The following is a 13,817-nucleotide window of genomic DNA, read 5'->3' as shown; positions in this document are numbered from 1 at the left end:
ATGGATCTGGAGGAACGCATCGCTCGACGACGATCAGCGAGACAGGGACGATCGGTCGTCGTCGACCGAACCGACCTCAGCCCGGTCGTCCACCGGTCGGATCCGGTGGGCCGCGGTCCCGTTCTGGAGCAGTTACTCGACGTGCTGGAGCCGGTGTTCGACGGCGAGTTGCCGTCGCCGATCGCGGTGGTCGGACCGGCGGGGTCGGGAACCTCGGCCATCGTCACCGCGCTGTTCGACGCGCTGAACGAACGGCTCAGCGAGTCGACGAGAGCGATCGGCACGACGACGCGCGCGGGCAGCACCGAACCGGTGACGTGGTTCGTCTACGTCGACGGACGACGCGTCGAGAGCGCCTTCGCCTTCTACCGGGCTGTCCTGTCGGTGATTTCGACGGAGCCGGTTCCCGAGAGCGGCGTCGGCACCGACGAGTTACGCGAACGACTTGGGGACCGAGTCGCCCGACCGGACCGCTGTGCAGTCGTCGCGATCGATCACCACGACGAGCCCGAGACGCTCTCCTACGACCGCGTTTGCGAACTGCTCGAGCCGGTATCCGACAGCGTGTCGACCGTCGCAGTCGGACAACGTGTCCCCGACGACTGGTCGGACGCCAACCCCACCGTTCCCGTGCCGGCGTACCGCCACCACGAACTCGTCGACGTGATCACCGACCGCGCCTCGACGGGTCTCGCCGCTGGGGTGCTCGATCACGAACCGATTCGTGAGGTGGCGATGTGGGCCGACGGCAACGCCCACGACGCGCTCGCTGCGCTGTTCGGGGCCGCCGTTCTCGCGACCGAGGACGGCAGCGAACGCATCGAGACCGAACACCTCGAGACGGCTCGAGCCGACGTCCCCGACGACGGCGTTCACCTTGATCGCGCGCTCGCTCTGTCGGAAACCCGACAGCGGGTCCTGCTGGACCTCGTCGCCGTCGACTCGGCCGACCGTCCCATCCGCGAGGTCGCGGCGGAGATCGCGGACCGGTCCTCGCTGACCGCGGGGACGGTCAAACGGTTCCTCTACGAACTCGCGGATCGAGGCGTCATCGAACGAGTTCCCCTCCCTGCAAACGGGAGCGGGCGGCGCCCCAGCTCCGTCGTCCCGCGATTTCCGACGATCGCGTTCCGGGCCCTCGGTCCGGTGAGAGACGATGACGACGAGACCGGCGACGGGAGTGTGGCCACCGACTCCGGTGGCGAAACGCGCTGACTCGAGTCCGTACTCGAGATCGACGGAGTAACCGACGAGCGAGACGACACCCGCACCGGCGCCGAAGCTGGTGCCGACGTCGAAGTTGACGACGACGGTGTCCGCGTCGAGCACGGGCAAGAGCGCCTCGCCGGTGAGCAGTTCAACCAGTCCGTCGACGATCTCGGTCACCACGCCGATCACGTACTCTTATTGGCCGAGAATGTGGTGGGAGAAGCTCCGAGACGTCCGGGACGACGTCGGTCACATCCATTGAGAAGCGCTCGAGAGAAACGACGAGAAGCCCCCGCATCGATCGAGGGTATTCCGTACGGATCGAAAAGCCTTCGTGCTCCGTAGGCACCTGCACCGAGCCAGTGGCTCCGGCCGACCGACGCCGCGGCTCTTGGTGAGTAAGTTGTAGAGAAAACCACCCGAGCGTCTCCGAACGAACCGTCGTTAGCGGGACGGGAGACGATTATTCGTTTTCAGTCTCGGCGCCGTCCGCGTCTCCCTCAGCTTCGTCTTCGTCACCGTCTCCGTCGTCAGCACTCTCTTCATCGTTGTCGGCGTCACCGTTCCCGTCACCGGCGTCACCGTTTCCGTCATCGGCATCGTCGTTCTCGTCGGCGTCACCGTTTTCATCGTCGGCGTCGCCGTTCTCGTCCTCGTCACCTTCGTCGGGGTCCTCGAGTTCGACCTGCTCGAGGTCGACGGTGACCGTGTCGCCCTGGACCACTGCGGTCTCGGGAACATCGGTCTGTCCCTCGAAGCCGTCCTCGCCCGGTTCGCCGATGGTCACGGTGTACTCGCCGTCGATCGCTTCGACGCTACTGTCCGTGTAGCCGTCGTCGACTCCGAGTTCGTCGTTGGTAGCGTACGGGACGGTCAGTTCGAACGTGCCGTCGTCCGCGACGTCGGCCGTCTGTTCGTAGGTGAACGTTCGGCCGGGCTCGGTCTCGAGTTCGACCTCGGCCGTCACCGTCGCGTTGTCCGCGAGCACGTTCTCCTCGTCGTCGACTTCGCCGGTGATCGTCGCACCCTCGACGCGCTCGTACGTTTTGACCGTCGAGAGGAGGTCAGCATCCCACATCGGGATGCCGATCGACTGGTCAACCATGTTGTTCTCGCGGGTCTGCGCTAAGCTCGCGGCGATCTGTTCCGTCTGCTCGCCCCAGCCCGTCTCGAATTCGTCACCAGCACCATCGCTGGCGGCGACGAGGTCGTTGTACTCCGAGATCGACATCGAGTAGTGCGGACTGAGACGGTCGCCCGTTTGCATCGAGCCGACGAACGCGTAGTCGTCGTTCTCGTGAACCAGCCGGTAGTGTTCCATCCCGTCCGCATCGTCGTGATACAGCGAGGCCATCGTGGTGTCGTAGTAGTTCTCGTTCGGCGCCGGGAGGTTCTGCTCCTCGCCACCGACCTGGTACTCGCTCGTCTCGTAGTAGTGGTTGTAGTCGGGACCGCTCCACTGGGTGATGGCGCTGAATTTCGCGCCGGCCATCTGATGATCGATCATCACGTAGCGCATCTCCTCGTGGGTTGCGTCTTCGGCCATGGTCTCGAGTTCCGCGTTCGAGTGGTCCTCGGGCGATTCGCCCGCGGCGATCGAATCGAGGATCAGTTCGGCGCGTTCCTCGGAGTCGGCGGTCAGATACGCCGAGGACGAACGGGCGTTCTGCTGGAACGGGTTCGAGTGGGGGATCCGCTCGGCCTGGGTCGTTATTAGGTGGCCGTAGTCCCACCACGACATCACGCCGTAGGTCCCTTCGGGGTAGTCGTAATCCCCGCCGTCGGGGTATTCGTACGTCCCGAAGTAGTCGAGTTGGTCGGCGTGCTCCGCGTCACCCCAGTTACCGGGTTCGGGGGTGTTGTTGGCCATCCAGTGGTTCGCTTCCTCCCAAGTCATCGCTTCGTCGGACGGGCCGACGTGTGCGCCGCGCTCCCACGTCGTCGAGTTGTCGGCCGCCATCGGCGGCAACAGTGGCGCGAACAGCAGCAAAACGACCATGATGAGGACGATCACCTGATAGGTTTCGATTCCCCGAAGCGTGTCAACGCCGCCTCTGATATCGAGGTCGAAGATACGGATCACGTCGGCGACGAAGACCGCGTTGACGACGGCGACCGCCAGCACGAGGTAGTATGCGAACCGGATCTGCGTCGCGGCCATGCTGATCAGGAACAGCGACCAGACGACGATCAGCGTGTACTCGGTGCGGTACTCGCGCCCGAGGAACGGTCGAGCGATCAGAAGTGCCAGTCCCGCGAGCATCGTGTAGAACGCGGCGCCGAACTCGTTGAAGACGTGGCTGGTGAAGTCGGCCGGTTGGCGGGCTTCGGAGATTGTTTGATCAGTAGCACCGCCACCGAACGGCAGAACACGACGTGATGCGTTGTCAACGATAGTCGAGAATAAATCGGGCAGGATGAGCCACATCACAGCGAACGCGACAGCGATGAGACCCGCAATTGCTCCCGGATAATAACGGCGATCGAGCTCGTATGCGTTCCACTGTCGGGCGAGCCACGCCATAAATACACACCCACCGGCGACGAGTGCGGCACTGACCGGTTGGAGGTAACCGAAACTCGTTGTACTCGTTCCGGGTTCCTCGATCAATAACGTCGCACCGATAGCAGTCACACTGAGACTGATTGCGCCTACAAACGCGATATGATCTGGTGAAACGTTGCGAACGTAGTCGAGACACAGCTGAACGGTGAAGAAGATTGCTAATATACCGATCAGTACGACGGCTGGTGGCCACACCCAGATGTACAGGGTCAGTGCGACGCCAGCGAGAACACTGTACAACGTGGGCTCTCGGAGTCCGTCCCAATCTCGGTCAGCGACGAGTTCGTAAATCGGTTGCTCGCGTTCGGCGACTCGCAGGGCAAGCATCATCGCAAGGACAGCAAATGCCATAAGCAGCACCTCGGCAACGTGGTGTTGAAGCTGGCCGGCCGTCGTCCGCGAAAAGAACTGCCCGGGAGCGAGCGCGAGCAGGAGTATTGCGACGATACCGCCGATCGTACCCCCCAGTCGGCGACCGATGAAAAAGACCGGAATAGCCACGAGCGCAGCCATCGCCGGGACGGTCAAGAGCGCGACGAGATAGAGAGTTTCCGTCGACGGATCGCCGAGCCCGACGATCATCGCGATGGTGACGATAATCTGGTCGAACAGCGTTCCGAACTGGCCGACGTATCGGCCGGTAGGAAATCCGGTAAATATCTCGAACGGCATCGTGTTTGGATAGTTCTCCGATGTCCACTCGACCGTTCGCCAATGGTACCACGAGTCGACGGCCGCCAGTGCAGGCGTTCCGTCGTCGGTGATAAAATTCTCGTAGGACTGCGCCCGCGCCCAGAACATAAACAGCATCACGGCCCCGATGACGGGGATGTGATACCAGTCGGTCCACGTCTCGAGGAAGGATGGTGACGTCTCGACTTCCTCCTCAACGTGTTCGGTATCTGTACTCATTAGGTTCCACCAGACACAAGTCAAGAATAAGCCTTGCCATCTACGGCCCGGGTTTTGATATCCGGGGCCGTAACGGCCACGTAGGTGAGAATTTCGCCAATAATGAACAGAGGCTACATACAGAGAACCTGTGAGTCACCCGAAGGAAAAGGCTTATTCGCCATTCACGGCAATCGAATCCCGATGAAGGTCTCCGTCGTCATCTGCACCTACGCGATGGAACGCTACGACGTGTTCTCCGAGTGTGTCGACAGCGTCCTCGAGCAAACGTACGACCCACTCGAGGTCGTCATCGTTGTCGACGGAAACGAGCCCGTCTTCGAACGCGTCTGTGAAGACTACGGAGACCTCAAGGGTGTCGTCCTCCACTGTAACGATGAGAACCAGGGAATCTCGTACAGTCGGACTCGAGGCGCCGAGATCGCGACTGGGGATGTCGTGGCGTTCATCGACGACGACGCAGTGGCTGAGCCGGATTGGGTAGCGGAGCTGGCTCGAGTGTACGAGGAAAGCGACGCGATCGCCGTCGGCGGTCATGCGAAGCCGGACTGGGTCACCGAGAAGCCCGACTTCTTCCCCGAAGAATTCTACTGGCTGGTCGGCTGCGATGAACGTGGAATGGGCGAACATATGGAGGAGTTGCGGAATACGTACGGCTCGAATATCTCGTTTCGTCGAGATGTCTTCCTGAACGTCGGCGGCTACGACGAGAATACTGGTCGAAAGGGTGATCGGCACATTCAGGCCCACGAAGCGCCCGTCTGTATTCGAATGGCCAACAAGTACGGCAAGGGTGTGATCTACAACACTGATGCAGTAGTGAACCACAAGCTGTTCGACTACCGTGGCGACTTTCGGTGGTTGGTCTTTCGGTCGTTCTGGCAAGGCTACTCAAAGCGGATCATGGACCTGCTGTTGCCCGAGGCCTCAGGGGACAAGAACGACTATTTGAAGCAGCTGATGCTCGAGTTCGTTCCGGAGCGGCTGAAAAATCTGATCCGGCAGCCGTCGATGTCGAAAGCGAAACAACTGGTAGCGATCTTCGTGTTCACAGCTGCCGTCGGGTTTGGCTATCTGTACGGATTTGTGCAGCCGAACGAATCATTGATTGGCGAGGATTCCTAACCGAGATGAGCCGCAATCGACCGCTCCGAGTCCTCCATCTGACAACCTCGAGAGAGGTCTTTTTCGACCAGCAGATTGAGACGCTCGAGGCCAAGGGGGTCGACACGACGGTGGTCGTCGTTCCGAATGAAGATCAGATCGACGGCGACATGGGAACCGGCCGGGGGGTCTGGGAGTATCTGGAGTTCTTCCCGCGCGTTCGACGAGCGCTTCGAGACGGCGACTTCGACGTAATTCACGCGAACTACGGGCTGACTGCCCCCTATGCGGTTACACAACTATCGCTTCCCGTCGTCCTCACGCTGTGGGGATCTGACGTCGTCGGTTTCGACGGCCGGGTGACGAAGGCCTGCGCGTGGCGCTGTGACGCGATTACCGTTCGCAGCGAGGAGATGCGCAAACTGCTCGGCCGCGACGCGCATATCCTCCCGAGCGGCATCGACCTCGAGCGATTCCGACCGATCGATCAGCGGACGGCTCGAGAGAACGTCGGATGGGACACGGAGGGTACTCACGTGCTGTTTCCGTACTCGCCGGAGTACGAACGGAAGAACTTCCCGCTGGCCGAGCGGGTCGTCGAGCGAGCCGAAACCGAACTCGGTCAGCAGATTTCACTGCAGACGATTTCTGGGGTCCCACACGAAGCAGTCGTCTATTATATGAACGCGGCAGACGTACTGATGTTGACTTCCGATCACGAGGGGTCACCAAACACCGTCAAGGAGGCGATGGCATGTAACCTGCCCGTGGTCTCGACTGCGGTCGGGGACGTTCGCGAACGCTTAGATGGCGTCTCGCCGTCACGTATTGGGACGTCTGAGAAGCAACTCGTCGACGGACTGATCGAGGTTATTCGCGCGGATAATCGGTCGAACGGACGTGACGCCGTCCGCGAGGTGAGTTGGGATCGAATCGGAGATCGAATTCTCGAGCTCTATCGAAGCGTTCTCTAGTCCGCTCACTACTATTTCCGTCGAGACACATCCGTGAGAACTCGTTCGTATCGATCCAGAAGTCGGTCGAAGGCATAGTGATCAATCATGTGGCGTCGACCACCGAAACCGAGTCGCTCACACACTGATGTATCCACCGCAAGCTGTTCGACGGCCTCGACGAGCGCGTTCATCGACCCGGCGTGGATACCCACCGGCTCGTCGATCAGGATCCCATCCAACGTATGGTGTAACGAGACGACGGGCGTTGCATAGCGCCACGCTTCGAGGAACACGTTCGGAAACCCCTCATAATCGGACGTGTTGACGAGTGCGATCGCATCACGATAGTGGTCGTGAATCTCGTCGGGGTCGACGAACCCGAGGAAGTCGAGATTCGAGAGCGTTCGAGCGTCGGCCGCGATCTTCTTGGAGTAGTCCGGATGATCATTATCGGGGGGGCCAATCATCCGAAACTGGATCTCTGGGAGTTGGCGCGCAAGCGCAAGAAACCGTTCAGGGCGTTTCTGATCGGGATCCATCGATCCCACCCAGAGAACATACTCCCGATCGGCGTGTGCAATAAGTTCGGACTCGGGAGGGACATCGTACCCATTCGGGATGATAGGTGCATCGATACCGTGCTCCTCGGACAGCAGTTGCTGTTGATGGCTCGTCTGCGCGACGACCGTGTCCGCCGACCGCATCGCCCTGATGTACGGATATCTGAGTATCCCCCGACTCTCGAGGAGCGCTGGATCGACGTTTGAATCGTTGGCAACCGCGTAGACGAACCCACCCCGCGACATGCACGCGTAAAAAGCAGTCGCCATACAGAGGAAGTCGTTTCCGCGGACGTAATAGACATCCGCGTCAATCGATCTAAGCCCGCGAACCGTCTGAATCAACTTGAACGGGGCACGGGAAACACCACGAACGTCTGGAATCGCACGGAAAACATCGATACCGTCGACCGTCTTACGCTGGGTTGAACCATACTCGAGTGTGAGAACCGATACGTCGTGTCCTCGGTCTCGAAGTGCGGTTGCGAGCATGTACTGCTGACGTTCTGCTCCACCAACGCCGGATTCGATACGTGAATTGAAATACGAATGGATTGTATCAGATACGAAGCAAATTCGCCCACTCATTTTGTCGTTGTTGTAGTGTTCGACAGCTAGTGGTTCGTTCGAGCGCTATTTGTAACCGAGTGCCTGAAGACGTTCATCCATGTCGATCTCGTCCATTGGTTTCCTATCCGGAGTCGGTGGGGAGTAGGTTTCCTTATCAATCGAGGTCGTCTGATACCACGGGACGACGCGAAGACAGTCGAGTGGGACATTTGGGTGGGCATAAACCCCCCACTCTCCGAACGCGTTTGCGTGGTCTGCAGAGATCATGACCGTTTCCGCCTCGAAATTCTCGAGAAGGAGTTCAAGGTCATCAAGCACATATCTGAGGTTCTCGATGTAAGCGTCCCAGAGACGGTCTGTATCGAGAGAACCGTTTCTAGCTTTTTTCCAGAGTAATTTTTGAACGTCAAATGGCTCATCCGCCGTCTGCTCCGGGTCGACAACCGGATCCGGGATGCTAGGGAAGTGTGGCTGCATATAATGGACGATACAACGGTCGAACTCGCCGCGGTGCTCTCTCCCGACCCTAATTGCAGCATCCGTAACTAGTCGCGGCGGAATTGTGTGTTTCATCTCGTCCCAGCCATACTGCCAGACAGAATCAAGGCAGAAAAGGTCTGTCTCTTCAAGAAAATCATCAGCAAAATGGTTTGCTGTCACATACGTAGTGGCATCCATTTCATCAGCATACTGTTCAGTAAACGTTCGTTCCATCCACTGGTACGATGCAGAGCCAACAGAACGAAGCGTCTCCGGTTGATCCAGAAACGAATATTCCGCTTCTACCTCTTGCATCGCGTCAACACGGGCAGAATCTAAAACAACGAGGAGGTCCCACTCTTTTTCAAAGATATTCTCACCGTCAGGTTTCAGCGGCTCCAGTCGGCGGAGCATCCCGATATAAAACTCATAGCCGCTCTCCCGTAGCCCGGTTGTTACCCCATCATGCCTGATCCGCGTTTTCGAGTGAGACAGCCATTCGAGGAGAGACATCGTATAGATCTCAGGCGAAGCAACATTATATATTTTGTTTCGAGCGTGATCGCTGGGTCCCTGTTACGGGACAAATATTACCATGGTCCTACCATATGTAAAAAATTAGTTGTGAACACGTTAGAACTGGCACCACTCAAAAATGCTGACGAAGAGCTGGAAATGCTTCAAGCTAAAATGCCGAAAGTAGAGTTGATGGACGTTGAACAGTTAGAGATCAATGAGTTACTCGAGGACCTTGGATACCGCTGATTGACTGCTCTCTTTTCTCAAACCCTCTCGGCACAGATCACGAGCCATTGTCCAATTATCGAAGCCTCGTTATGTACTGGCTGGCTCGAGCGTCAATATATCTGGATGAGTCGCAAGTTCATCGTTTGGAAGTTGTCCGGTTTCGACGTACCGATCACGTATTAGTTGCCAATGTTCATGTCGAGATTTCACCCTTACTGGGATTTGATTTATTTTTTGAACCTGAGCAATTGTGAATCGGTGTCGCCCATCATGAAGAATTAATTCACCCTCTCTACCGATATCTATTGAAACTTCATGAAGTGACGGTGGCCAATACCGGTGAATCGTTCGTATCGTCGGATCCTCTTCGTGTTGGGTTCGCAACTCAGCTTGCGTTCGATACCCGTGAGCGGCTATCTGATCGTACAGTTGTTCTAGTTGAACGAGTCGTGCCTCAAAATCAGCGACGTTCTCACAGCCCCACTTATACTCTCCGCGTCGCAAATCCCTTTCAACTCTCCTATAAAAATCAGTATTCTTCCATTCTATGCCTTCGACGAAGTGGTCAACAAAGGCCGTATAGAGATCATATTCGGCTAACGGTTGAACATGCTTGTCCCATGGGCCAGAAACAATTTCTGAGATGGCGTTTGAGTAATTAAAATATTCTCGGCCAGAAGTTGTCAATTTAGTGGTTATTTTCTGAGGATTAATGGCAAGAAGATGAAACGGATCAATTCGAGCGGCGTGATGACGATCGCTCACATACCACGTCATCGCTCGAGCATAGAGTCGAACTATCGGTGGGGAAACATCAAACAGCACCCGATCTGGAACTACCATCTTTACAGTAGATTTAATTAATGAAGACATCTCGAAGAGGCTATACAAGATGATGCAAGCGGGGCGAATATATCTATCGAACCCGCGCTAATAATCGATCAAACGTTCTCAACAACCGCATTGTATTACCAAAATTTGTGGTGGGAAAACGCTCACAGTAGATGGTGCTGTTATGCACGTAGATGCATAGATGATCACAAAGCATGATCGACGCCGATAGCGGGCCGGATAGTTATCTGGAAGCAAGGTAATATCAGCTTTTATTTGTGAGCGAAAAAGACACAGTAACCCGCGACCACAATCGAAAGTGGAATTATATACCGTTGAAACTAGATCAGTAATGAATTTGGGATACTATGGGGACATATTCACGAAAGCTGCAAAGGATCCGATTGCAGCAGTAAACTTTGCAAAACGGGTGGTGAAAAACGGGTATTACGACCGCAAGTACGAGCGGTATCGTCGTCGAGAGGGGATTCCACTTCAGTATGATACCGTTCACGAGCTGGTGAAGAACGAGGAGTTTGTCCTGGTGATTCTCGACTCGTGTCGGTACGACTATTTCCGTGATGAGTACCCCGCGTATCTCTCCGGCGATCTTTCTCGAGTGTGGAGTGCCGGTAACCGGACCCCGAAATGGACACCCAACCTGTGGACTGAGTCGTACGACCTGACGTATCTGAGTACAATGTCGTACCCGACAACGAAAGCAGCGTACCGGAAGAAACGGATCACGTTCGATCCATACGAGACGTTCGAGAACGTGATCCGGATCGACGGCCACGATGATCCGTTGCTCTCGAACACTCCCCCAGAGATCGTCACGGATATTGCGTTGCAGTACTTTGCCAGTGTCGATCCCGATCCGATTAGAGCCGTTCTTCACTACTCGTTGCCACACCGACCGTACGTTGGGGCCACCAAAATTCTCCCCTGGCGAGTAGACGTCGCTTCGGTTCTGTCCGTCTTCGAAGAACATCGGAGTGACGATGACGTGCCCTCCGAGGAACTCTCGAGTCGAGAGACAGTGTTCGGCGAAGAGCTACTGGAGTATAACGTAACCGAAGCGGAGTTCAAAGAGATGGATGCAGAACGATACGAGGTGCGTCGACGAATCGACGATGGCCATCTCTCGGACGACGAGTTACGTGTTGCATACCGTGATAATCTTCGAGCGGTTTTAGCGGAAGTAACAAGACTGGTCGGATATCTGGACTGCCCAGTCGTGATTTCGGCAGACCACGGTGAGCATCTCGGCGAACACAGTGACGAGCTCCCACGATACAATCATCCAAACAGGACCCATCCGGTTCTCCGCGAAGTACCGTGGTTTGAGGTCGGTCCAGAGTCGAAAGGTAACAAAGCGCTATCCTCACTCGAGAAATTGCCAGAACTCGTTCCGGACAGGAACCGGGAGCCAACAGCCGAAGCTGTAGACCAACGGTTGCGAGCGTTGGGGTATCGTTGAGCAGCAGACATTACCCGTCGATCTGGGTTATGAGAACGAAATTGATGAGATGGTCTGTCGCACCACCAACCGGAACGCCTAACTGAGAGACGAGCGCCATTTGTGCGTAACACACGATGCGAATCGGACAAACCTCCATAATTTTCTTCCTTTCGAAGCTTGGCGTCTCTGCACTCGGGTTTGTCGCCACGATTGTGTTCATTCGTCTTCTCGGTGAGGACATCTACGGCTTCTTTGCGGTGACACTTGCGCTGGTTTCCTGGCTCGGGATCGTAAAAAGCGTCGGGTTCGGTGAAGCGATCGTCAAGCGCATGAGCGAGGATGAAGAACCCGATGCGTACCTCGCTGCCGGGACAACAATCAAAGTGGTTCTGACAACGATCGTTGTAATCGGTGTGTTCGTGCTTCGTGACTACGTAAACGAGTACATCGGTCAACCGGTGGCTGAGTTGGTTATTCTCCTGGTGATCGTCACTATCTTCAGCGATCTCGTCGACTCTGCACTGAAAGGAACACACAGGGTCCACGTGTATGCACCACTCAAAACGGTAATGGAAGGGATACGAAGCGTTGCAATGATCGCGTTTGTGCTCCTTGGGTGGGGCCTCACCGGAATGCTCCTCGGGTATGCAGTTGGAACAGCGGTGGTCGCGGCGATCGGCCTCGTGATCGTACAACCCAACGTCGTCATTCCACGGCGACACCACATCGTTCGGCTGTTCGACTTCGCGAAGTACTCCTGGCTCGGAAATATGCAAAAGAAGACATTTAGTGACATGGATCTTCTCATTCTCGCGCTGTTCGTCCCGGCCAATCTCACGGGTATCTATGCCGTTGCGTACTCGCTGTCGAAGTTTCTCGAGGTGTTCGGCAGTGCGATAAGCACGACGCTCTTTCCGGAGATGAGCAAGCTTTCGACGGAGGATGATACGAAGCTGATAAACACCCTTACCAACGACGCGCTTACGTTCGCTGGACTGTTTCTGATCCCAGGAATCGTCGGTGCAACGCTGCTCGGTGATCGATTGTTACTCGTTTACGGACCCGGGTTGGACATCGGTGCGCACGTGCTCGTCATTCTGCTCATCGCCGTCCTCGTGTACACATATGCGAGACAGCTGCTCACAACGCTCAACGCAATCGATCGGCCTGATCTCGCCTTTCGGGCGAACGGGGCGTTCATCGTCGCAAACGTCGTTCTGAATTTCACACTGATCTATTCGATTGGATGGGTTGGCGCAGCAATTGCGACGACCCTGTCGGCCACTGTGGGGTTCAGCCTCGGGTTGTACTACGCCGATCAGCTCCTCGACATTCGACTCCCATACAACGAGGTTGGCCGTCAGTGGATCGCTGCCGTACTCATGGGAATCGTCGTGTACGCCGCTCGAGAACTCGGCGAAGCAAATCCGATCGCGGCGTACAACGAGGTGTTTGTAGTTCTGCTCGTCGGCCTCGGAGCGATAGTATACTTTGCGGTATTACTCACGATTTCGAGTCGACTCCGCACAGCAGTGTCAGACAACCTCCCCTTCGATGTTCCGCTCGTCTACAATTGACGAAAGGTCACCGCCGGTCGTGGGCGACTACCAACATATATACTTGATCGGAATAATGGCTCTAGCCATGCAAGCAGTCGTCCTAGCAGCCGGAAAAGGCACCCGCCTCCGGCCGCTCACGGAAGACAAACCCAAGGCGCTCGTCGAGGTCGACGACAAACCACTGATCGAGGACGTCTTCGATAATCTCCTCGAGATCGGCGTCACCGAACTGGTCGTCGTCGTTGGCTACATGAAAGAAAAGATCATCGAGCGCTACGGCGACGAGTACGAGGGTGTGCCGATCACCTACGCCCACCAGCGCGAACAACTCGGACTCGCCCACGCCATCCTCCAGGCCGAGCCGCACATCGAGGACGATTTCGTGCTCATGCTCGGGGACAACGTCTTCCGGGGGAACCTCGGCGACGTGATCAACCGTCAGCGAGAGGACCGCGCGGACGCCGCGTTCCTCGTCGAGGAAGTGCCCTACGAGGAGGCCTCGCGATACGGCGTCCTCGACACGAACGAGTACGGCGAGATCGTCGAGGTCGTCGAGAAACCCGACGAGCCGCCGTCGAATCTCGTGATGACGGGCTTCTACACGTTTACGCCCGCCATTTTCCACGCCTGTCACCTCGTGCAGCCCTCGGACCGCGGCGAGTACGAACTGCCCGACGCGATCGACCTACTGATCCAGTCCGGCCGCACCATCGACGCGATTCGGATGGACGGCTGGCGGATCGACGTGGGCTATCCGGACGATCGCGAGACCGCAGAGGAACGCATTCAGGACCAGCCGGAAGCGACAGCCGAGCAGTAGCGATCGGTTCGGTCTGAGAGACTCCGAAACGCACTAACGAA

The 13,817-nt window shown here is 56.9% G+C and carries 10 protein-coding genes; 6 read left to right on the top strand and 4 right to left on the bottom strand.

Going from position 1 to position 13,817, the window contains the following annotated elements:
• Window positions 1-1,215, top strand: coding sequence for a Cdc6/Cdc18 family protein (locus tag ACSFDB_RS07215; protein ID WP_440770343.1), 1,215 nt, complete (start codon window positions 1-3; stop codon window positions 1,213-1,215).
• A gap of 457 nt (window positions 1,216-1,672) precedes the next feature.
• Here the strand turns inward: ACSFDB_RS07215 and ACSFDB_RS07210 are convergent, their stop codons facing one another.
• Window positions 1,673-4,687, bottom strand: a complete 3,015-nt coding sequence (locus tag ACSFDB_RS07210; protein WP_440770342.1) for an oligosaccharyl transferase, archaeosortase A system-associated — start codon at window positions 4,685-4,687, stop codon at window positions 1,673-1,675.
• 183 nt (window positions 4,688-4,870) lie between these two features.
• Between ACSFDB_RS07210 and aglG the strand changes: the two genes are divergently transcribed.
• Together aglG and ACSFDB_RS07200 are read left to right on the top strand one after the other, a co-directional pair.
• On the top strand, window positions 4,871-5,812 hold the full coding sequence (aglG, locus tag ACSFDB_RS07205) for a glucosyl-dolichyl phosphate glucuronosyltransferase (protein ID WP_440770341.1): 942 nt from the start codon (window positions 4,871-4,873) through the stop codon (window positions 5,810-5,812).
• A gap of 5 nt (window positions 5,813-5,817) precedes the next feature.
• A complete protein-coding gene (locus ACSFDB_RS07200) occupies window positions 5,818-6,765 on the top strand; it encodes a glycosyltransferase (RefSeq protein ID WP_440770340.1) in 948 nt (315 codons plus the stop codon).
• Between the two features lie 11 nt (window positions 6,766-6,776).
• Here ACSFDB_RS07200 and ACSFDB_RS07195 read toward each other — a convergent pair whose 3' ends face one another.
• The 3 genes from ACSFDB_RS07195 to ACSFDB_RS07185 all read right to left on the bottom strand — a co-directional run bounded on the left by ACSFDB_RS07195 (window position 6,777) and on the right by ACSFDB_RS07185 (window position 9,947).
• Window positions 6,777-7,895, bottom strand: coding sequence for a glycosyltransferase family 4 protein (locus ACSFDB_RS07195; RefSeq protein WP_440770339.1), 1,119 nt, complete (start codon window positions 7,893-7,895; stop codon window positions 6,777-6,779).
• 45 nt (window positions 7,896-7,940) lie between these two features.
• Window positions 7,941-8,870, bottom strand: a complete 930-nt coding sequence (locus tag ACSFDB_RS07190) for a hypothetical protein (RefSeq protein WP_440770338.1) — start codon at window positions 8,868-8,870, stop codon at window positions 7,941-7,943.
• A gap of 321 nt (window positions 8,871-9,191) precedes the next feature.
• Window positions 9,192-9,947 (bottom strand): hypothetical protein, encoded by a 756-nt coding sequence (locus ACSFDB_RS07185; protein WP_440770337.1) that lies wholly within the window; start codon window positions 9,945-9,947, stop codon window positions 9,192-9,194.
• A gap of 340 nt (window positions 9,948-10,287) precedes the next feature.
• Between ACSFDB_RS07185 and ACSFDB_RS07180 the strand changes: the two genes are divergently transcribed.
• From ACSFDB_RS07180 to aglF, 3 genes are all read left to right on the top strand, one after another.
• Window positions 10,288-11,415 carry an alkaline phosphatase family protein gene (locus ACSFDB_RS07180; protein ID WP_440770336.1) on the top strand — a complete coding sequence of 376 codons (1,128 nt, stop codon included), beginning with the start codon at window positions 10,288-10,290 and terminating at the stop codon, window positions 11,413-11,415.
• 116 nt (window positions 11,416-11,531) lie between these two features.
• Window positions 11,532-12,974 (top strand): flippase, encoded by a 1,443-nt coding sequence (locus ACSFDB_RS07175; protein ID WP_440770335.1) that lies wholly within the window; start codon window positions 11,532-11,534, stop codon window positions 12,972-12,974.
• Between the two features lie 67 nt (window positions 12,975-13,041).
• Window positions 13,042-13,776: a UTP--glucose-1-phosphate uridylyltransferase AglF gene (gene aglF, locus ACSFDB_RS07170; protein WP_440770334.1), complete on the top strand. Its 735-nt coding sequence runs from the start codon at window positions 13,042-13,044 to the stop codon at window positions 13,774-13,776.
• Window positions 13,777-13,817: the final 41 nt, after the last annotated feature.

It is taken from the genome of Natronorubrum amylolyticum (assembly GCF_052040145.1).
In the GTDB taxonomy this organism is placed as follows: Archaea; Halobacteriota; Halobacteria; order Halobacteriales; family Natrialbaceae; genus Natronorubrum.
The sequence above is the reverse complement of the archived record's forward strand: the minus strand, read 5'-3'. Positions and strand labels throughout refer to the sequence as shown.

Coding starts and splice junctions, on each gene's coding strand:
- aglF (WP_440770334.1), top strand. CDS start 13,042: ATGCAAGCAGTCGTCCTAGCAGCCGGAAAAGGCACCCGCCTCCGGCCG.
- ACSFDB_RS07185 (WP_440770337.1), bottom strand. CDS start 9,947: ATGGTAGTTCCAGATCGGGTGCTGTTTGATGTTTCCCCACCGATAGTT.
- ACSFDB_RS07190 (WP_440770338.1), bottom strand. CDS start 8,870: ATGTCTCTCCTCGAATGGCTGTCTCACTCGAAAACGCGGATCAGGCAT.
- ACSFDB_RS07195 (WP_440770339.1), bottom strand. CDS start 7,895: ATGAGTGGGCGAATTTGCTTCGTATCTGATACAATCCATTCGTATTTC.
- ACSFDB_RS07180 (WP_440770336.1), top strand. CDS start 10,288: ATGAATTTGGGATACTATGGGGACATATTCACGAAAGCTGCAAAGGAT.
- ACSFDB_RS07200 (WP_440770340.1), top strand. CDS start 5,818: ATGAGCCGCAATCGACCGCTCCGAGTCCTCCATCTGACAACCTCGAGA.
- aglG (WP_440770341.1), top strand. CDS start 4,871: ATGAAGGTCTCCGTCGTCATCTGCACCTACGCGATGGAACGCTACGAC.
- ACSFDB_RS07215 (WP_440770343.1), top strand. CDS start 1: ATGGATCTGGAGGAACGCATCGCTCGACGACGATCAGCGAGACAGGGA.
- ACSFDB_RS07210 (WP_440770342.1), bottom strand. CDS start 4,687: ATGAGTACAGATACCGAACACGTTGAGGAGGAAGTCGAGACGTCACCA.
- ACSFDB_RS07175 (WP_440770335.1), top strand. CDS start 11,532: ATGCGAATCGGACAAACCTCCATAATTTTCTTCCTTTCGAAGCTTGGC.